Origin of the sequence: Brackiella oedipodis DSM 13743, assembly GCF_000621025.1 — a bacterium.
Lineage (GTDB): Bacteria > Pseudomonadota > Gammaproteobacteria > Burkholderiales > Burkholderiaceae_B > Oligella > Oligella oedipodis.
Map to the genome: position 1 here is coordinate 216025 of NZ_JHZJ01000009.1, position 21398 is coordinate 237422.

The 21398-nt window shown below is 47.1% G+C and carries 16 protein-coding genes; 7 read left to right on the forward strand and 9 right to left on the reverse strand.

The genetic code is table 11. The annotated features are described in order from the left end of the window. Positions 1-9: 9 nt before the first annotated feature. On the reverse strand, positions 10-5643 hold the full coding sequence (gene uvrA / locus Q335_RS0101020) for an excinuclease ABC subunit UvrA (protein WP_028357033.1): 5634 nt from the start codon (positions 5641-5643) through the stop codon (positions 10-12). Positions 5644-6004: 361 nt separating this feature from the next. On the opposite strand from uvrA, the gene Q335_RS10390 reads away from it, so the two are divergent. Next, on the forward strand, positions 6005-6133 hold the full coding sequence (locus tag Q335_RS10390; RefSeq protein WP_281172880.1) for a hypothetical protein: 129 nt from the start codon (positions 6005-6007) through the stop codon (positions 6131-6133). 408 nt (positions 6134-6541) lie between these two features. Further along, complete coding sequence (locus Q335_RS0101030; protein ID WP_156929866.1) at positions 6542-7486, forward strand: glycosyltransferase family 2 protein; 945 nt, start codon at positions 6542-6544, stop codon at positions 7484-7486. A gap of 25 nt (positions 7487-7511) precedes the next feature. Here Q335_RS0101030 and Q335_RS0101035 read toward each other — a convergent pair whose 3' ends face one another. Further along, positions 7512-8063, reverse strand: a complete 552-nt coding sequence (locus Q335_RS0101035) for a hypothetical protein (protein ID WP_028357035.1) — start codon at positions 8061-8063, stop codon at positions 7512-7514. Between the two features lie 157 nt (positions 8064-8220). On the opposite strand from Q335_RS0101035, the gene ettA reads away from it, so the two are divergent. Beyond that, entirely contained in the window at positions 8221-9894 is a 1674-nt protein-coding gene (gene ettA, locus Q335_RS0101040) for an energy-dependent translational throttle protein EttA (protein ID WP_028357036.1), read from the forward strand. A 78-nt stretch (positions 9895-9972) separates the two neighbouring features. Then, positions 9973-10176: a glycine zipper 2TM domain-containing protein gene (locus Q335_RS0101045; RefSeq protein ID WP_028357037.1), complete on the forward strand. Its 204-nt coding sequence runs from the start codon at positions 9973-9975 to the stop codon at positions 10174-10176. 87 nt (positions 10177-10263) lie between these two features. On the opposite strand, the gene minE is transcribed toward Q335_RS0101045, so the two are convergent. From minE to Q335_RS0101080, 7 genes are read right to left on the reverse strand one after another with little or no spacing between them, the layout of a single operon-like run. Continuing rightward, on the reverse strand, positions 10264-10557 hold the full coding sequence (minE, locus tag Q335_RS0101050; protein ID WP_028357038.1) for a cell division topological specificity factor MinE: 294 nt from the start codon (positions 10555-10557) through the stop codon (positions 10264-10266). Continuing rightward, on the reverse strand, positions 10557-11372 hold the full coding sequence (gene minD / locus Q335_RS0101055) for a septum site-determining protein MinD (protein WP_028357039.1): 816 nt from the start codon (positions 11370-11372) through the stop codon (positions 10557-10559). Before minD ends, minE begins: the two co-directional genes overlap by 1 nt. Before the next feature lie 57 nt (positions 11373-11429). Continuing rightward, positions 11430-12179, reverse strand: coding sequence for a septum site-determining protein MinC (gene minC / locus Q335_RS0101060; RefSeq protein WP_028357040.1), 750 nt, complete (start codon positions 12177-12179; stop codon positions 11430-11432). Continuing rightward, positions 12176-13936: a glutamine--tRNA ligase/YqeY domain fusion protein gene (locus Q335_RS0101065; RefSeq protein WP_028357041.1), complete on the reverse strand. Its 1761-nt coding sequence runs from the start codon at positions 13934-13936 to the stop codon at positions 12176-12178. Before Q335_RS0101065 ends, minC begins: the two co-directional genes overlap by 4 nt. A 42-nt stretch (positions 13937-13978) precedes the next feature. Next, positions 13979-14707 (reverse strand): hypothetical protein, encoded by a 729-nt coding sequence (locus tag Q335_RS0101070; protein ID WP_028357042.1) that lies wholly within the window; start codon positions 14705-14707, stop codon positions 13979-13981. 12 nt (positions 14708-14719) lie between these two features. Continuing rightward, positions 14720-15418: an N-acetylmuramate alpha-1-phosphate uridylyltransferase MurU gene (gene murU, locus Q335_RS0101075; RefSeq protein ID WP_028357043.1), complete on the reverse strand. Its 699-nt coding sequence runs from the start codon at positions 15416-15418 to the stop codon at positions 14720-14722. After that, positions 15418-16461 (reverse strand): aminoglycoside phosphotransferase family protein, encoded by a 1044-nt coding sequence (locus Q335_RS0101080; protein ID WP_028357044.1) that lies wholly within the window; start codon positions 16459-16461, stop codon positions 15418-15420. Before Q335_RS0101080 ends, murU begins: the two co-directional genes overlap by 1 nt. A 259-nt stretch (positions 16462-16720) precedes the next feature. Here Q335_RS0101080 and Q335_RS0101085 point away from each other — a divergent pair, with 259 nt between their 5' ends. From Q335_RS0101085 to rsmA, 3 genes are read left to right on the forward strand one after another with little or no spacing between them, the layout of a single operon-like run. Further along, a complete protein-coding gene (locus tag Q335_RS0101085; RefSeq protein ID WP_211248234.1) occupies positions 16721-19039 on the forward strand; it encodes an LPS-assembly protein LptD in 2319 nt (772 codons plus the stop codon). A 1-nt stretch (position 19040) separates the two neighbouring features. Then, a complete protein-coding gene (locus Q335_RS08835; protein WP_051532199.1) occupies positions 19041-20612 on the forward strand; it encodes a peptidylprolyl isomerase in 1572 nt (523 codons plus the stop codon). Between the two features lie 9 nt (positions 20613-20621). Continuing rightward, complete coding sequence (gene rsmA, locus Q335_RS0101095) at positions 20622-21398, forward strand: 16S rRNA (adenine(1518)-N(6)/adenine(1519)-N(6))-dimethyltransferase RsmA (protein ID WP_028357046.1); 777 nt, start codon at positions 20622-20624, stop codon at positions 21396-21398.

The following is a 21398-nucleotide window of genomic DNA, read 5'->3' on the forward strand; positions in this document are numbered from 1 at the left end:
TCACGGCCACTAGTGGGTAACGCTGTCTGCTTGCATAAATTCGTACAAGACTTGACCGGTGTGAGAATGCGCTCTAGCTTTCATGACCGTCGCAGGATCACCCGCGGCAACTAGACGCCCACCGCCATCACCGCCTTCAGGGCCCATATCCACAAGCCAATCGGCTTCAGCCATGATGTCTAGATTGTGCTCAATCACGACTACCGTATTACCTGCGTCGACTAAACGATGTAAGACCTTAATGAGTTTTTCAACATCGGCCATGGATAAACCCACGGTGGGTTCATCTAGCACATACAGGGTGTGTGGACGACGACTGGCTCTACCGGTACTCATCACACCCTCATCGAGACGGGCTTTGACAAGCTCGGTGACTAGCTTAATGCGTTGCGCTTCACCTCCAGAGAGTGTGGGTGAAGGTTGGCCCAAGGTTAAATAGCCCAGACCAACATCTTGCAAGAGTTTCAGGGCTCTATGTACCTTAGGGTGCGCCTGGAAGTAAGACAAGGCCTCATCAACCTCCATCTGTAAGACCTGTGTCACATTTTTACCGCGCAGTTCGACCATGAGGGTGTCAGGATTAAAGCGCGCACCATGGCAGGCCTCACAAGGGATTTTGACATCTGGTAAGAAACTCATCTCTATGGTCTTCACGCCTTGACCATCGCATATCGGGCAACGGCCATCCCCCGTATTAAAGGAGAAGCGACTGGCACTCCAACCCTGTAATTTAGCGTCACGAGTTTGCGCGAATTGTTTACGCACATCATCCCAAAAACCAATATAAGTGGCTGGACAAGAGCGCGGGGTTTTGCCAATCGGGGTTTGATCAACCTCCAGCACCCGATCCAAGCTTTGCCAGTGCTGAATACTCTGACAACCCTGCCACTGAATGGCTGCTGGTTCAGCGTTTTGTGACAAAGCGTGTTTGAGATTTTTGAGCAAGACATCACGCGCCAAAGTAGATTTACCCGAGCCGGAAACGCCAGTCACGACGCTAAGCCGTTGCAGCGGAATCGCCACGTCGACATTCTGCAAATTGTGCAGCTGAGCCCCCTTAATCTGCAACATGGGATGGTTTTTCGGCGTTTTGCGTGGTACTTGCAAGGGATGCATATTGCCCTGTGCTAAATAACGGCCAGTGACCGAATCGGGGTTATTCACAATATCTTCATAAGTGCCTTGCGCCACCACGGTCCCCCCGCGACTACCCGCCCCAGGGCCAATATCAATAATATGCTGAGCCTTGCGGATAGTGTCTTCATCATGCTCAACCACTACCAAGGTATTACCATTGTGTTCGAGGCGGCTTAAGGCATTAAGGAGAATACGGTTGTCGCGTGGGTGTAAACCAATGGTCGGTTCATCGAGGACATAGCAAACACCTTGCAGATTAGAGCCTAATTGTGCCGCTAAGCGAATGCGTTGCGCCTCGCCACCAGATAGTGTGGGCGCCGAGCGATCTAGATTTAAGTAATCTAAGCCAACTTCTTGCATGAACGCTGTGCGGCTATTGATTTCTTGCAAAATATCACGGGCAATTTCACGCTCGCGCGGACTGAGTTTTATTTTTCTAAAAAAGCTCGCAACCTCTGCAATGGTCATGGCAGAAATCTCTGTAATCGGCTTTTCATGCCAATACACGGCTCGTGCGACCTCGTTTAAGCGGCTGCCGTGACAACGGCTGCAAGTCTCTAATGGCGTATCTTCATCCTCTTGCTGCCATTGTTTTTCTTCTCCGCTTTGTTCCTCATCAAAACCTTTGATATTAAGACCTGTACCAAAGCAGCTAGGGCACCAGCCATGCTTGGAGTTGTAAGAAAACAAGCGTGGATCAGGCTCTGGGAAGCTACGTGCACAAGACGGGCAGGCGCGTTTGGTCGAAAAATGCTGAATCTGCGCGGCTGGGTTAAGCACCATGAGTAAGCCTTGACCATAATGCACCGCTGCTGTGATGGCCTTAAATAAATCGTGCTCATGCTTCGCGTCAATCTGTAGTTGTGCGACCGGCAATTGAATATTATGCTCTTGATAACGATCTAAACGTGGCCATGGGTCGACGGCTATCATCTCGCCATCAACTCTGAGATAATCATAGCCTTTGTTTTTGGCCCAGCTCGCTAAATCCGTGTAATAGCCTTTACGTGCCGTAATTAACGGCGCCAAAATTTGCACCTCTTGACCTTTATAGTGATGCAAAATATAAGCCATAATTTGTTCTGGACTTTGCGGCTCTACGGGGACATGACAATCCGGACAAAATTGCGTACCTAACTTCACGTATAGCAAACGCAGAAAATGATGTATCTCGGTCATGGTGCCGACAGTCGATTTATGGCCGCCTCGACTGGTGCGCTGCTCAATCGCTACCGTTGGCGGGATACCATAAATTGCATCGACATCGGGCTTGCCAGCGGGTTGCACGATAGAGCGCGCATAAGCATTCAGGGATTCTAGATAGCGGCGTTGACCTTCGTTAAACAAAATATCAAACGCTAAGGTCGATTTCCCAGAGCCAGATACCCCCGTAATCACAGTAAAGGTATCTCGTGGAATTTCTACCTGGATATTTTTGAGATTATTTTCTGCGGCATTGAGAATCTCAATCGAAGGCTTACGAAGAGTCGTCGCCAGATAAGCCGTACTTTCTTGGGTCTGATCTTGTAAGGCACCGCCTGATGCTGTCACAATATCTTGATCATATTGCAATAAGGCTTGACCGGTCAGAGAGTCCGCTACGGTTTTGAGCTGCTCAGGGCTACATTGTGCGATGACCTGGCCACCTTGTTCACCGCCATGCGGACCCAGGTCAATCACCCAATCGGCGGCTTTAATGAGGTCTAAATTATGTTCAATGATAATGAGCGAATGCCCCGCCGCCAATAATTTACGGAAGGCTTGCATGAGGCGAGCAATATCATCGAAATGTAAGCCCGTGGTCGGCTCATCAAACAAAAATAACGTGCCCTTGGTCAGCATCGCTTGGCGTTTACCGCGGCTGCGCGCCGATTCTGCGAGATGGCCTGCGAGTTTTAGACGTTGCGCTTCACCACCCGAGAGCGTAGGTACGGCTTGGCCTAAGGTGACATATTCGAGACCGACATCCAGTAAAGGTTGTAGCGCTGTTTGCACATCGCGCAGACCTTTAAAGAAGTCAAGAGCTTCGCTGACAGTCATCGCCAAAACTTCATCGATACTGGCGCTACGCCCTAAATGCTCCAGCCTTACCTCACGAATCTCTTGACGAAAACGTGTGCCTTGGCATTCTGGACAACGCAGATATACATCAGAGAGGAACTGCATTTCAACATGTTCAAACCCAGTCCCTGCACAGACGGGACAACGACCATTACCACTATTAAAACTAAAGGTACCGGGTTTGTAACCGCGCTCCACACTCAGCGGAGCGTTAGCAAATAATTTGCGGATGGGATTGAAAGCGCCGACATAACTTGCCGGGTTAGAACGTGCTGTCTTACCAATAGGGCTTTGATCGACAAAGACCACGTCTGCAAACTGTTCTGCCCCCAAAAGATGCTGATAAGGACCTGGGGCTTCGGTGGGTTTTCCAAAATGCTTGAGCAAAGCAGGGTAGAGCACATCTTGAATCAGCGTAGATTTGCCTGAGCCAGAGACACCTGTGACACAGACTAAACGATTGAGTGGAAACGCCACATCACAGTTTTTGAGATTATGCGCTTGTACGCCCTCCAATAGTAGACGCGGAGTCTTGGCGCTGACAGCCGTAGGCATAGGTGCTTGCACCTGCTTTTGGGCGCTGAGGTATTGCCCAGTGAGTGTATTGGCTTGGCGTAGTTGCGCTGCACTGCCATCAAAAACGATGTCGCCGCCTTTTTCACCAGGACCTGGACCGATTTCTAATATACGATCTGCCGCCACCATGACTTGTGGATCATGTTCAACAACGACTAGGGTATTGCCTGCATTACGCAGACGTTGCATGACCGTAATAATGCTTTCCATATCGTGTGGATGAAGACCGATAGACGGTTCATCCAAGACAAACAAGGTATTGACCAGAGAGGTGCCTAAGGCCGTAGTGAGATTAATGCGTTGCACCTCACCGCCCGATAGGGTACGACTCTGGCGATCAAGATTGAGGTAGCCAAGACCAACATCACAGAGGAATTTAAGACGGTGACGGATCTCGGTGAGCACTAATTCATTCGCTTTGTCAGTACTACGGTCAAGTGCAGGGCTAGCAAAAAATTCCCGTACATGACTGATGGGTAAGGTCATGAGGTCAAACATTGATAAGCCAGGCAATTGGTTCAGTGTTTGGCGCGACCATTTGGCGTGCACCGGCATAAAGCGAGGATAGCGACCCTCAGCATAATCATGGAGTTGTCCTTGACCCAGACGCCATAAATTGCCTTGGGGTTTTAGACGCGAACCGTGACATACTGGACAAATACTGTAGCTACGGTATTTGGAGAGCATGATGCGGACATGCATTTTGTAGGATTTGCGCTCTAAAAACTCAAAAAAGCGAGCGACACCATACCATTGTTGTTTCCAGGGTTTAGCTTGACTGCCAAAATCTGGATCGCCATGAATGACCCAGTGTTTTTCGGCCTCCGTCAGGTCACGCCACGGCGTATCGACGCGCACCTTGTGTTTCTTGGCGTATTTCAGGAGTTCTTCTTGACACTCCATATAAGTCGGTGTCTGAAACGGTTTAATCGCCCCTTCTTCTAGATCCAATGCTTCATTTGGTACCACCAAACCATAATCAATACCCATGCTGCGGCCAAAGCCGCGACATTCTTCACAGGCGCCGACAGGTGAGTTATAAGAAAATAAATTAGCAATGGGTAGCTGATAGTCAATATCACAAGTGGCACAGTGTAAGTGCTGACTAAATTTATAATTAGCCACTACCTGTTTTTCCTTATCGAGCACATACACCCGACAATGACCCTGACCATGCTTAAGACAGGCTTCGATGGCTTCGCTTACACGTGAACTCTCTGCAGAGGCATAACGGAAACGATCTTGGATGACATAAATACGTTGTCGCCGTTCTGTAGTGGTTTTTTTGCTCGTCGCTTTACGGACGGTGATCAATTCCTTGTCTTGGATACGTGTATATCCTTGTTGTTGCAAAAAGCTCAGAATCTCTTCTTCACTAAAATTTCCTGGCACAGAAATCGGGAAAGTCAGCACCAAACGGCTGTCGGGATGCTGCTGATCAATAGTGACTAAGGCCTGCTGAATGCTGCTAACACTGTCTTCTTTGACCTCTTGAGCGCATTCTTGACAAAAAAGACGCGCAGAATGAGCGAACAGCAGTTTAATGTGGTCATTGAGTTCAGTCATCGTCCCCACAGTACTGCGTGAGGTACGTACGGGATTCGTTTGGTCAATCGCAATCGCAGGCAACACCCCCTCGATTTTGTCGACCTGCGGCTTATCCATACGATCCAAAAACTGCCGTGCATAGGGTGAAAAGGTCTCTACGTATTTGCGCTGCCCTTCGGCGTATAAGGTGTCAAAGGCTAGCGAACTTTTTCCCGAGCCGGAGACACCCGTGATGACCGTAATCTCAGCCGTATTAAAGCTAACATCCAAATGTTTTAGGTTGTTTTGGTGAGCGTTAAAAATTTTGATTTGATTAGACATAATGAATCTGCATGAATCTGCATAAGCGCGGTGACGGCAGGTGCTGGACCTGCGCGGCGAAGATGTTGAGTATATGAAGCTGAAACGCGGTAATTCAAGTCAGCAGGATGGAGGTGACTTAGCAAATGTTAAATAAAACAGACACTTGTGCTATAAAAGCGATTGAATCGTGCATAGTGGCTTATGGATGTATTATAATGATTGGTTTTAGTCATTACTTATTTGGGCATTTAGATGAGTGCACTTGAAGTAATGTAAAGTAAAAATCGGTCATGTGGTCATGGGCTCAAGGGATCATGGGTCATAAAGAATGACAGAGAATGACAGATTGACAGAATTAAGATAAAAAGGAGTCTTAGCAATGGCAGAAATCAAACGCAATCGTCGTAACACCCTAGAGCGTCGCTGTTTGGGTAAATCTCTTAAACGCTTATTTGTGAATTCACCAAAAGGCGTTTTCAAAATGCTAGAAAAAGTTAAACGCGTTTAAGATCGTTAAATTTATAAGTGTATTTAAAGAAGCCTATTTATATAAGTATATAAGCAGATTTAAATAAGCTCACTACACATTTAAGTAGCGGCTAAGCTCGTAATAGGTCGTAATAGTTCACATAAGGTCTATTCAATTGCGGCTACTTACTGTTAGCATTTTACAAACCGATGCAGACGACTGTGGTTTATATACCTCATCAGCCGACGAGCATCGGTTTTTTGTTGGCTTTTAGAGACATAATGTGCTCTAACGCTCTTTCTAGCGTCTGACTATAGTAAGATGATTAAGATCATTATCGATGTTCAGTCAGCTAGACCAAATCTGCTTAGACGCTTCACTCGAATTTGTATGACTTGGTTTAGTACATAAATATAATTTATAACATCCTAAACCTAAGGCTACATTTTGAATTTACCTAATGTCTATGGGTTTACTGTACTAACCCCAACCTATAATCGCGCTCACACGCTAGAGCGTGTTTATCAGAGTTTGCAAAAGCAGGATTTTGCAGATTTTGAATGGTTAATCATCGATGATGGTTCCACTGATCATACCAATCAACTGGTCACCGACTGGATTAACGAAAAAAAACTCCCGATTCGCTATATTTGGCAACAAAACCAACACAAAAAAATCGCTGTCAATAATGGGGTGGCTAATGCCCAAGGGCAATTAATCGTGATTCTTGATAGTGATGACGAGCTCACGCCTAACGCCTTATCGCAGCTGTGGCAGGAGTGGAACCAAATTCCAGAGCGGCACCATGCTAGTTATATCTCTATCACTGGGTTATGTGCCAGTCCAAGCGGACAAATTATCGGTGATAAATATCCCCAAAATCGCCAAGATATGACCAGTCTTGAGATGTATTTTAGGTATCATCCAGCAGGCGAGAAGTTTGGCTGTTTGAATGCCGCCGTATTGCGCAAATTTCCCTATCCTAATATTGACGGTTTTGTGCCAGAGAGCTTAATTTGGCGCAAGATTGCACGACATGGCTTCAAGACGCGTTTTGTGAATGTCGTCTACCGTATTTATCATGAGACTCAAGCGCAAGATACGTCTCATGATTCACTCAGTCAAGCAGGTAAGCAAGATCCTCGGCGCTTTGCCATGGGATATGTACTATTAGCGCGTGATACATTGGTGGAATGTAAGACTTGGTTTTTGCGTCGACCCAGTGAATTTTTCAAGGCCGCTGTGCGTTATAGTCGTTTTAAATTGCATATGGGTCAGACGCCTTTGCCTGAACTGGCACGTCTAAAAGGCTTTTTTGCGCGCTTTATGGTGTGCCTCACCTATCCCTTTGCTTATATTCTGTACTGCCTAGACAATAAGACGGCTAAATGAGGCTTGATCCAAGATTGGCCTACGCTTAGTGCAGAGTAGGTTTGCGTGGGCGCTTAACCTCATGATGATCTAAGAAGTCATCCAGCGCATCTTCTGAGTCAAAGCGACTCGCTAAGTAGCGGACATCATCGCTCACCTCATCCTCTTCGAGATCGGCGGGATCAATATCATTAAACGAAAATGGCAGAATTTCTTCAAGGTCCTCGGCATGATCAATAATCTCGCCGTTGGCATCGAATTTCAGGAAACGCTCTTGGTCATGTGCGACCACCACTGACCAGAGAATTTTGCATAAATAGGGCGTCTTGTGGATTTCGGTCACGCCGCCCGCATTGCCTAGCACTTTTGAGACCTCACCGCCTAGGACAATTTCTTGGTCTTCAGCAATCTCTTCGTCTTTGCCGGCGACCATGGCAAATACCGCACATTGCGGGCCACCATTGGGTAAATCCAAAATACTACAAATGACAGCTTGACCGGTCCATGCGGTTAGCGCATCGGCCGTGTCGGCTAGTAAATTGAGTTCATTTTGGGAAAAAGTCGCGAATAATACAGATTCTGTGGTGTTGTGCGTCATAGCGTATACGATGAATAATCGTTGCAGCAAGCGGGCGACCGGACCTGTAAATACAGTAGAGATAGCAAAAATCCGCTTGGCTTGCCCTAACGATTGTTTGATTGACTACAATAGAGATATTTACATTTTATATTATCAAACTGAATTTTTGGAAATTATGGCTCAATACGTCTATACCATGAATCGGGTCGGCAAAATCGTACCACCCAAACGTCAGATCTTACGCGATATTTCATTGTCTTTTTTCCCTGGCGCCAAAATCGGTGTCTTGGGTTTAAATGGGGCCGGTAAATCCACCCTGCTCAAAATCATGGCGGGTCTCGATAAAGAGATTGAAGGTGAAGCCATCCCTATGCCTGGTCTTAACATCGGTTATTTACCGCAGGAGCCACAACTTAATCCCGAGCACACTGTGCGTCAAGCCGTAGAAGAAGGGTTAGGCGAAGTCTTTAGGGCCAAACAACGCCTCAATGAGGTCTATGCCGAATACGCCGAAGCCGATGCGGACTTTGATGCCTTGGCCGCTGAGCAGGCCGAATTAGAAGCGATTATCTCGGCCGCCGCCTCCAGTGGCAGTGATGACATAGAAACGCAAATGGAAATTGCCGCCGATGCCTTACGTTTACCGCCTTGGGAGGCCGAGGTCGCTAAGCTTTCAGGGGGTGAAAAACGCCGAGTGGCTCTGTGTCGTTTATTGCTTTCCAAGCCTGACATGTTATTACTGGATGAGCCGACCAACCACCTCGATGCCGAAAGTGTAGAGTGGTTAGAGATCTTTTTACAAAAATTCCCAGGTACTGTGGTGGCAGTGACTCATGATCGTTACTTTCTTGATAATGCGGCCGAATGGATTCTAGAGCTTGATCGTGGCCATGGTATTCCTTGGAAGGGTAACTATAGTTCTTGGCTCGAACAAAAAGAACAACGTTTGCAACAAGAAGAAGCTCAGGAGTCAGCACGTCAGCGCACAATCCAAAAGGAATTAGAATGGGTACGCCAAAATCCAAAGGGACGCCGTGCAAAATCCAAAGCCCGCTTGGCTCGCTTTGAGGAACTGTCTTCTCATGAATACCAAAAACGCAATGAAACCCAAGAAATTTTTATTCCGGTGGCGGAACGTTTAGGGCAAGAAGTGATCGAATTCAAACACGTCTCTAAGGCCTTTGGTGATCGCCTATTAATCGAGGATTTAAACTGCAAGATTCCAGCGGGTGCAATCGTCGGTATTATTGGTCCTAATGGTGCTGGTAAATCGACCTTGTTCCGTATGATTACCGGTGAACAAAAGCCTGACAGTGGCGAGGTCAGTTTGGGCAAAACGGTCAATATTTCCTTTGTGGATCAATCTCGCGATGCCTTACCCGATAATAAAACGGTGTTTGAAGCGATTAGCGATGGTGCCGATATTCTCAATGTGGGTCGTTTTGAAATGCCAGCGCGCGCTTATTTGGGTCGTTTTAATTTCAAGGGTTCAGACCAAAATAAGCAAGTCGCTAACTTGTCAGGAGGTGAACGTGGTCGCTTACATTTAGCCAAAACCTTATTGTCAGGCGGTAATGTGCTATTACTGGACGAGCCCTCCAATGACCTGGATGTCGAAACCTTACGCGCCCTAGAAAATGCTTTGTTAGAATTTGCTGGTACGGTCTTGGTGATCAGCCACGATCGCTGGTTCTTGGATCGCATTGCCACGCATATTTTAGCTTTTGAAGGGGATTCTCAAGTCGTATTTTTTGAGGGGAATTATCAAGAGTACGAAGAGGATAAACGCGCCCGTTTGGGGCAAGAGGCCATGCAACCTAAACGGATCCGCTACAAAGCCCTAAAATAAAATTAGGCTTGTTTTAGGTAACAGAAATCGGTAATTTCCATTAGAATGGAATAGACGGATAAAAACGAGGAAACGACTATGAAAAAATTTGCACAAATTTTCGCTATATTGGCCCTTGTTCTCAGTGTGGCCGCTTGTGGTTTAGATCGTCGTGGTCAATACACCGTGGGTGGTGCGGCCATTGGTGGTGCTGCCGGTGCAGCGCTGAGCGATGGTAGCGGTCTGGGTACAGCTGGTGGTGCGATCGCAGGTGGTCTATTAGGTAACCAACTCGGTAAATAAGGATCGCCAGGGGACGCTTTATAGCGTCTCGAGACAGCAAAACGGCTTTGAGCATAGCTCAAAGCCGTTTTGGTTTGGTGGAAAGATTTATTTTGCGGCTTGCGATTTTTGTTTGGCAGCCTTGACCTTGTCGGGATCCATTTCGATTTTGACTTGCAGCACTTCGTATGAATCAATATTGTCCATGCCAACTTGGATGTCGTTAGGATCAATTTCTATGTATTTAGAAATGACTGCAAGCAGATCTTTTTGGAGAGCAGGCAAAAAATCAATACTGCGATCCTTGCCATCATGCCACAGGGCTAAATTCAGGCGTTCTTTGGCTTTTTGGGCAGAGGTACTGCGTTCTTTCTTGCCTAAGAGGTTTTTAAGAAAAGACATTACTTACCTCCAAAAATACGTTTGAAAAAGCCTTGTTTTTGGATATCTGTAAAACGAATTGGTAGATCCTCGCCTAAATAACGGGCCACGATATCGGAATAAGCTTGCGCCGCATCTGATTTGCTGTCATGAATGACAGGAATACCGTTATTGGAGGCCTCGAGGACGTGTTCAGATTCTGGCACCACCCCAATAAGAGGGATCTTGAGGGTATCGACAATATCTTGGCACGAGAGCATCTCGCCAGCATCGACACGTTTAGGGTTGTAGCGCGTGATGATTAAAAATTCTTTGATGGGCTCACCGCCTTCTTTGGCACGTTTGGACTTGGACGATAAAATACCGAGAATACGATCGGAGTCGCGTACAGAAGAGACTTCTGGGTTGGTCACGACCAATGCATCGTCCGCAAAATAAGCAGCCATCAGAGCACCAGTTTCTATGCCAGCAGGCGAGTCACAAACAATGTACTCAAAGCCCATCTTGTCGAGTTCCTGAAAGGCTTTTTCGACACCTTCTAGGGTGAGTGCATCTTTGTCGCGGGTTTGCGAAGCCGGCAAAATAAAGAGATTATCGATTTGCTTGTCTTTGATGAGGGCCTGATTAAGAGACGCTTCGCCCTGGATGACATTAATAAAGTCATACACCACTCGACGCTCACAACCCATGACCAGATCAAGATTACGTAAACCGACATCAAAATCGATGACGGCGGTTTTGTGACCACGCATCGCTAGACCACTTGCAAAACTTGCACTACTTGTGGTTTTACCAACGCCACCCTTACCAGAAGTTACAACAATAATACGTGCCATAAAACAAAAATCCTCGTTAAAAATATCTGTTTATCTTAACCCGAAATGGGGCGTTTTTTAAATGAGTTCCGAGATTTTTTTGAAGATGAGAGACTCATTATCTAACTCAATCATGACTTCTTTATTGAGTACTTCTGGGGTGAAGTCTGCATCTATTAATTGATAAATACCAGCGATGGCCACTAGCTCAGCATCTAAGCGCATAGTAAAAATACGTGCTGAGGTATCGCCGCGTGCGCCGGCAATGGCACGACCTCGTAAGGTGCCATAAATATGGATATTGCCATCAGCGATGACTTCGGCACCGGGACTGACCGAACCCATGACGATTAGGTCAGCATTACGAGCATACACCCGTTGTCCTGAACGCAATTGGCGGCGCAGTACCATGGTTGGGTTAGCGTGTTGTACAGGCTCTGGCGCGACTTTAGGTTTAGCCGCCATGGGTACGGGTTCTTGGGTAGGCGTAGGTTCTGGCGCTTGGCGATTAGGTAGGTTGTCAGGGTCGATTAGACGTAAACCTAAACGTTTAGCTTGCTCTAAGAGGGGGCCATGAGCAGATACACCGATCACATGTAAGGAGCGTTTTTCGAGGAACTCAATGAGGCTGGCCCAGTCGAATTCGTTGCACTCGAGCTGTTGAGCATCGATAATGACGGCTTCATCTTGCAACAAGCTACCGGTATGTAGGAATTTTTCGTTGAGTGACTCAATAATCGCCGTCATATCGGGATTTTTGAGAATTAAACGTAAGGTGTAAATGGAGCCACCTTTGAACTCAGTCACAGCAAAATCTAATTTACTCACTTTTTCACCCAAGTATCACGCATGGTTGTACTACGGTTAATAATGATGTGCTCAGACGTAGAGTCGGGATCGACAATAAAATAGCCTAAGCGTTCGAACTGCCACTGTTGGCCTGGTTCGAAAGTGGTACCTGGCTCGATCAACGCTTGAACTTGTTGAAGTGATTGAGGGTTAATAGCGTCCAGGTAGTTTTTGTCACCGGCATCAGGGATTGGATCGGTAAACAAGCGGTCATATAGATTGATGGTCACCGCCTGCGCATCGGCCGCATTAATCCAGGTGATATTGCCTTTTACTTTAACACTACTGGATCCAGGAGTACCGCTTTTGGTATCGGGCAAATACTCGGCATACACTGTGGTGACCTTGCCATCGGCATCCTTCTCAAAACCGGTGCAACGTACCACATAGGCGTATTTGAGGCGTACCGTATTGCCAGGGAATAAGCGGAAGTATTTTTTGGGAGGGTCTTCCATAAAGTCGTCGCGTTCGATCCACAATTCACGACTAAATGGGAATTCTCGTTGGCCTTGCTCTGGATGGTGTGGATGCTTAGGGGCATGACACATTTCGCTTTGACCTTCGGGATAATTACTAATGATTAATTTGATCGGGTCAAGAATGGCCACACTGCGATCGACAACAGGATCCAAACAATCTCGGAGCGCTTGTTCTAATAGACTAAAATCGATACGACTTTCGGATTTAGAGACGCCTAGACGCTCACAAAAGAGACGAATGGCCTCGGGTGTGTAACCGCGTCGACGCAGACCAGAAAGTGTCGGTAAGCGCGGATCATCCCAGCCATTGACATATTGTTCTTTGACTAATTGCAACAGCTTACGCTTGCTGGTCACAATATACGTCATATTTAAGCGCGAAAATTCATGCTGATGTGGCAGGGGCTTGAGTAATTTACCCAATGCTTGTAGATGCTCTAAGAGCCAGTTATAGAAAGGGCGTTGATCTTCAAACTCCAGGGTACAAATACTATGCGTAATACCTTCGAGGGCATCTTCGATGGGATGAGCAAAGGTGTACATGGGATAAATCGGCCATTGTGTGCCGGTGCGATGATGCTCAGCATGACGAATGCGGTAAATCACAGGATCTCGCATATTAATATTGGGCGACGCCATATCGACCTTGGCTCGCAAGCATAAGCTACCGTCAGCAAATTCACCCGTGCGCATGCGCTGGAAGAGATCTTTGGATTCGGCAATTGGGCGGTCTCGGTAAGGGGAATTGACGCCGGGTGCCGTCAGCGTGCCGCGATTGCTACGAATTTGTTCGGGGGTTTGCTCATCCACATAAGCTAGACCAGCATCGATCAGGGCATGCGCAAACTCGTACATGTAATCAAAGTAATCACTGGCGAAAAAAAGGTTTTCTTTGTCACCTTCATGCCAATCAAAACCCAACCATTTGACCGCATCAATAATCGAATTGACGTATTCGGCTTCTTCTTTTTCGGGATTGGTATCATCGAAACGCAAATGGCAGGTGCCTTCGTAATCTTGGGCAAGACCAAAGTTAATGCAAATACTTTTGGCATGACCTAAATGTAAATAGCCATTCGGTTCGGGCGGAAAGCGAGTGCGAATGCGAGCGGGATCTAGAGGTGCATTGGCTTGCACGGCGGCCGGTCCAGGCGTGCCGGACCAATGTTTTTGTTCGAGTCGACCTGACTTAAGATCGTGCTCAATAATATTGCGTAAAAAATTAGAAGCCACAGGGCTTGTACTAGACGTACTCATATAAAACAAATCTAAATAAAAATATCAGTGAAGCGTGGGCGCTTATTGGAGAGGTTCAGGTACAGCCGCTTTTTCGACAGTGTAAGAGGCTTGACTTAAAATCTTGCGGCTATCTTTGTCGCGTAATCTGACACTGGCTTTGGTCGGTGTAAGCGTGTCATGTTCTAAATCCTGCCCCCCCTTGACCTGCGTGAAATTGCCAACGACCGTATCGATGGCTTGAAGGTGGGCATAACCGAGGCGACCGTTTTTGTAGCGACCCTGAATTTCAATTTCGATGACGGCATTGATATCTGGGGCGTCTGCGTTTTTTTTCATGACTAAGAATTGATAGTCAAGGTGACCCATAATGCCTTTAAGTTCAGCGCCACGGACACTCGCTGGCGCACCGCTAGGATCGGCTGGAATGGCCTGCATCACCATATCAAGCTTAGTTTGCAATTGTTTAATTTTCTCGTCTTTTTGGGCGAGCTGATTGGTGATTGAGTTTTGTTGCCCTTCATTGGCCCCTAATTTTTGTTGTAAATCATCGACTTGGGCTTTGAGGCTTTGACGCTCTTGGCTAAGGCTGTTGACCTCGTCATTGAGTTCGCGGGATTCTTGGACAGAGATGGTTGGTGGACCATAATTGGTGCGTACGAACCAGTAGCCGACGGCACCGATAATAATACCCGTAAAAAGAATGACGACCCAGCGTGGCAAGCCACGGCGTGGGCGCGTGCTAGATCCGTAAACAGAAGGTTTAAAGACATTCTTTCTTGAGCGGAACATAGATTATCCTTGTTAATGTTGGTGTTGCAATAATTGATTGATATGTTGCAGCCGCTCTGGGGTGCCAATATCAAACCACTGTCCCTGAAAGTGCTCGCCGGCTACCAAACCTTGCGCGATCGCCTGGCGCAGTACAGGCGCCAAGGGGCTAGAGGTATTCGGGACGATATGAGTAAATAACTTATGATTATAGATGCCAATGCCGGAGTATGTGAGCCCTGTCTGGCTTGCACTGGAATTTTCTAGGCGACCATCGGCATTGAGCACAAAATCGCCTTGCGGATGGTGAGCAGGGTTATCGACCAACCACAAATAAGCCAGCAGAGAGTTGGCTGTAAAATCCGCAATACGTTGCTGGGCTTGCTGGGGAGACCAGTCACACCAAATATCGGCGTTGATCACCAAAAAAGGCGCCTGGCCCAACAGCGGCAGTGCTTTAGCAATACCACCCGCGGTTTCAAGGCCAAGTTGCTTTTCGTCAGAGTATTGGATCTGTGCGCCCCACGCGGCACCATCTTGCAGATAATCACGAATTTGGGGGCCCAACCAAGCCAAGTTAATGACAATTTCTGTGATTGAGGCCTGCACTAAACGCTCGATATGATGCACGATTAAGGGTTTGCCGGCCACTTCGATAAGAGGTTTGGGCGTAGTGTCGGTCAAGGGTCGCAGGCGGGAGCCGCGACCCGCAGCAAGAATCATGGCTTTCATTAAAAGGTATACCCGCTAGTAGTTTGCACGTTTTCGAGACGATTAAAGATTTTGAGGAGCGGCGCATAGCGCTGATAGCGCTGAATGACTTGGCGTACGTATTTTTGGACTCGCGGCATATGAGCCAGATAATGCGGCTTATGGTCGCGGATGGCAAGCCGCGCAAACACACCCAAAATCCGTAAATTGCGTTGCAGGCTCATGCGTTCATATTGTGCATGAAAAACCGCAAAATCCTCTGGAATCGGTAAACCGGCTTGTTTGGCTTTTTGCCAATAACGAATCGCCCAGTCGAGTTGTTGAGCCTCTTGCCAAGTGGTACGGGCATCCATAATTAAAGACACAATATCGTAGCTGATGGGCCCTTGCAGCGCATCTTGAAAGTCTATGACAGCTGGATTATTGCCCTCGGGTCCCTCATAAATCATAAGATTGGGTGAATGGAAATCACGATGCATAAATACTGTGGCTTCTTGGCTGATCTCTGTCACTAATTGGTCGTACAAGGCATATAGCGATTTTTGTTCAGCTTCACTCAGTTGCTCCTGGCAATGTTGTTGCACATACCAGGTTTCAAATAAATCTAGTTCTGAGCGCATACGCTCAGCATCATAGTGGCCTAGCGAAGAGGCATCAGCTTGTTGCATATGCACGAGGGCGTCGATCGCCTCTCTATAGAGCTTTTGTAATTCTTGATGACTGATGGCTTGTTGGAGGCGGGCGTAGTAAGTCATGTCTCCCAAGTCATTAAGCAATAGAAAGCCCTGATCTACATCTTGTTCAAGGATTTGGGGGACATTGACGGCACTGGCGGCTAGTAAATGATCAATGTGCACAAAAGTAGCCACATCTTCTTGAGGCGCGGGTGCGTCCATAACAATCAAACTGCGATTACCGGCTTGCAATCTAAAATAACGCCGAAAACTAGCGTCAGCCGAAGCGGTGCTAAGTGTGTTAAGGTGTAAGTCGTACTTAGTTTGCAGAGGTTGCAACCATTGTTGCAGTGCTGTCACACGTGAATCTTGTGGTAGAGACGTTTGCATAAAGAAAAATATATAATGAGTACTAGCCAAGAGCTATGGCCTCAAGATTAAGGCTAAAATATCGGATCATTTTAACAGTAGCTACGTATTTCGTGTTTAATTCAGAGCCTCTAGCACGCAAGTACACCAAAGTTTTCAGGGAATCAATGTGCGCAAGATTAGTAGTCTTTTATTGTTAGCCTACGCATCAAATTCGCTGGCGCAAGTCACCAATTTTGGGTTACAAACTCATCCCCAACCGCGGTTGACAGAATCCAATTTGTTGCAAGATATCAGTCAGCCCCAGGATCAAATTGCGACCTTCAGTAGTAGTAAAACCGCCGATGTCATTGACGATACCAATACCATTATTTTGCAAGGAGAGGCTCAGGTAAGGCGCACGGATGCTATTCTCAAAGGCGATCGCATTGATTATGATCGGGAATCGGGGCAGGTCACGTCAACAGGCAATGCGCGATTATTCCAAAAAGGCAATCTTGTGACCGGCCCAAGTCTGACCTACAACGTCGACAAAGAACGCGGTAGCATCCAGAGTCCTATTTATCGTCTCAATACCGGAGCCGCTGGGCACGGTCGCCAAGCCGATATTCTTGATAATAACCACATGCGCATGTACGACACCTTTTATACAGGGTGTAATTGTAGCGCTGATCCCGTCTGGTACGTTAAATCTTCCAAAATCGATGTGTATGACGACGAAAATGAAGGCATGGCCGATAACGGCACCTTGTATATCAAGGGTGTACCCGTTTTGTACTCGCCCTGGTTGACGTTCCCCATCAAAAAAGAGAAAAAAACCGGTTTCTTATTGCCAACCTATGGTTATACCTCAAGGAGCGGGTATGACTTTATGTTGCCATATTTTATTAATTTGGCACCAAATTACGACATGACCATCACGCCGCGCTATATGACGAAACGTAATTTTAGTGCCGATGGTGAGTTCCGTTATGTCACTAAAAACTCTGCAGGTGTGCTGTCAGGCTCTTTTTTGCCAAATGACAAGGAATTTAAGGGTCGTTATGAGGACCAAAGTAAACGTCGCTGGACGTGGACTTGGTTACATCAGCACAAATTGGGCGAAGTGGCGGGTTTACACTTTGATTTAGACGTCAATTGGTCACAAGCCTCCGATGACGATTATTATCGTGACCTGCGCCAACTCTCCATTAGTCAAGCTGACAAATCCTATCTAGAGCAACGTATTAGTTTGAATTTTTCGGGCTACAAATACTGGAGTGGTTATTTGATGCTCAAAAAATACCAAGCGATGAGCGATCGAGATAGCGACTTGCTCTATGGCAAATACGAAAAACAACCTGAGTTGTTTATCCGTGGAGAACGGTATGACTGGGGTGGTTTTGACCTCAAAACCGAAAATACACTGACACATTTTGTGTTTCCAAAAATCCCCGACGGTTACTGGTGGGATAGTTACGGCCAACAAGCAGATGACCAACACGGTCACCTAAACCCTAACGGTACGCGCTTTATGTCGTATACCAGCATCGCTTATCCAATTGAGCGGGCAGGTTGGTACATCAAACCTAAGGCCGGGATTCATTATTCCAATTACCATACGGACTGGTTTGATGGCTACAAAAACTTTGCGGGTTTTTTCTCCCAAAATGGCTCTCAAATCCAAAACCGCAGTCGCACCTTACCGATTGTATCGGTGGATTCTGGCTTGACGTTTGAACGCAATACCACATTATTTGGTCATTCTGCCATCCAAACTCTTGAACCGCGATTGTATTACTTATACATTCCTTACCGTGATCAGTCAGATTTACCGGTTTATGATACCAATACCACCAGTCTGGATTTTGCCACCGCTTTTGCAGAGAATCGCTATGCAGGTTGGGATCGCATCAATAATGCCAACCAGATTACGGCTGGTTTGACCTCACGTTGGCTCGACAAAGACACCAATTATGAGCGTCTTGCCGTCGAAGTAGCACAACGTTTTCATATGCAAAAGCAACGCGTCACCATCGACAATCTTGAGCGCGAAGAAGATAAATCCCGTTCTGAATTCTTAGCGGGTGTGAGGGGGAGTATCACCAATAGCCTAAAGGCACAGGCTAATGTACAGTACGATCCCTATAAAGAACGTTTTATAGAGAGTTATGCGACTTTGCGTTGGAATCCCAAACGTCTCACGAGTGTGAGTATTGCCTATCGCTACCAACGGGATCCCTATGATGAAGAGCATCACCCACAAACGCGCTCTTTACTCGAAGGTCGCGAAAATATTATCGGTGCGTTCCAGTGGCCATTTACCAAAAATCTCAGTGCAGTGGGGCGACTTGATTGGTCAATCCGTGATCGTCGCAACACCCAAAGCCTATTAGGTTTAGAATATAGAGGCGATTGTTGTTGGGCGGCGCGTCTTATGATGCAACGCTACGTCGTGTCTCGAACTAAATCCAACTCTGCCATTTATTTCCAAGTCCAGTTGAGTGGTTTAGGGGATATTGGTACGAACCCAATGGAAGAACTTCGCAAAAATATCCCTGGATATGAGGATTCAACCCCTAAACCAATACCTGTCTCAACGTTTGAAAAGTATGAATAATATGACGACATTCAAAAAGAAAGCTACCCATCTTTTGCTACTGCCGATCTTGGCTGCGGGTCTAGGTTTGCATGTACAGGCCATGGCTGATACCAAGCAGCCCACCAAAAAAGCCCACACCAGCAAAAAAGCCAAAACTACCAAAAAAAGTGCAGCGCCAAATACTGCATTTAAGTCAGGTCAGTTTGCTGATGGCGTGGCCGCCATTGTCAATACCGAGGTGATCACGCAACGTCAACTTGAAAACCGATTGGGTGCGAATCGCCTGATGCAGGGTAATGGCGGTGATCCACAGCAGGTATTGCAAGACATGATCGATCAAAAATTAATCGAAGATGAAGCTGGACGTTTTGGCATGGGGATCACTGACGAGCGCCTCAAAGCTGCCATCAAAACCATCGCCGCCCGTAACAATCTCAGTATTGAGCAATTTCAACAAGAAGCCAAACGTCACAATATCGACTGGGATGCTTATACCAATGAGCTGCGCAACCAAATGCTAGTCGACGAGATGCAAAATCGTGTCTTATCAAATCGTATTAGTATTACCGATCAGGACGTTGATGCCTTTCTTAAACAAAATCCAACGGGTGTAAGCCCTGACTACAAACCCGAAGTACGCCAAGGCCAAGCGCCTCCACCCGAAAAACGCATTATGGTTGAGCGCTCTTTTGAGCCTAAGGCCATCGCTTTCAAACACATTTTTATTCGTGTCCCTGATAATGCCTCCGAAGCCGTCACCGAAAAAGCCCGCAAAAAGGCGAATGAAGCCTTACGCAAATTACGCGGTAGCTCTTCGTTTGAAGCCATCGCTCGACAATATTCAGATGCCCCTGAAGCCAGCAGTGGTGGTGATTTAGGCATTCGTATGTTTGAAGACTGGCCGAAACTCTTTGTCACCGTCACCAAAAACGTCAAAGACGGTCATGTGTCTGGTGTCTTCAAGGCACCGAATGGTTTCCACATCCTCAAAGTCGTTGAGCGCCGTGGTCTCATCAAAGAAAACCGTCGCGAAGTGGTGGTGCAAGCACCACCGCCAAAACCTCAAGTGGTTGAGGACCCACGAGTGATCGCCGCGCGGCAAGAAGGTCCTGTCGAAGTTACTGAGGCTCACGTTAAACATATTCTTGTTAAAAGCACGCCAGTCTTCACGTTTGATCAAGCGCACCAAAAAATCGAAGAGATTCAAAACCGTATTAACAACGGTATGAGCTTCGATGAGGCGGCCGAGAGATTCTCTGACGATACCTCTGCGCCGTTAGGGGGAGATATTGGTTGGTTGGCGCCCGGTACGGCAGATCCCGCGTTTGAGCAGACTGTCAATCAACTGGAGCTTGGCCAATTGAGTCAACCAGTCAAAACACGTTTTGGATGGCACTTAATCGAAGTCGTAGACCGTCGCACTGAAGACAAAAAAGAAGATATTCGTCGCAATCTAGCGAAAGAAGCCATTTATACGCAACGGGCCGATGCCGTCATTGCCGACTGGATGGCTCAACTACGAGCGCGGGCTTATATCGATAATCGTCTCACGGGTCAGGTGCTTAATCGCAATAGCCCAACGGTTAAATAGTCTTAGGTCGTGAAGCAACATCAAGCCCGTAAACGCTTTGGTCAGCACTTTTTGGTCGATAACACGGTTATCGAGCAGATTGTGCGCGCCATCGCGCCGCAGCGCCAAGACAATATGGTTGAAATTGGCCCTGGATTGACAGCGCTCACCCAACCACTCCTCCAACAGCTAGATCATTTACACGTCGTAGAAATCGATCGCGATCTGAGTGCGCAACTTTTACAAAAATACCCAGCGCAGCAAATGACGGTACATCAGGCCGATGCCTTACGTTTTGATTTTGCGAGCCTCGGTGCGCGTCTGCGCATAGTGGGTAATCTGCCCTACAACATCTCTAGTCCTTTATTATTCCATTTGATGACGGTGGCCGATCAGGTCATAGATCAGCATTTTATGCTCCAAAAAGAAGTGGTCGATCGCATGGTCGCGACCCCTGGTAGCAAGGATTACAGTCGGCTCTCTGTGATGTTGCAAGCACGCTATCGCATGATGTCTTTGTTTGATGTGCCACCAGAGAGCTTTGAGCCGCCGCCTAAAGTGGATTCAGCCATTGTGCGCATGCTTCCCTTGGGCGCAGATCGCCCGCAAGCCAAAGATCCCGCGCTTTTTCACAAAATTGTAGCGCAGGCCTTTACGCAACGTCGCAAGATGTTACGCCGTAGCTTGGCCGACTGGCACATCGATTATGCCGCGCTGCAAATAGCAGAAACCGCTAGGCCCGAAGAACTAGCGGTTGCAGATTTTATAAAATTAGCGGACTATGTCACACAGCATGCGCGCCCTTAG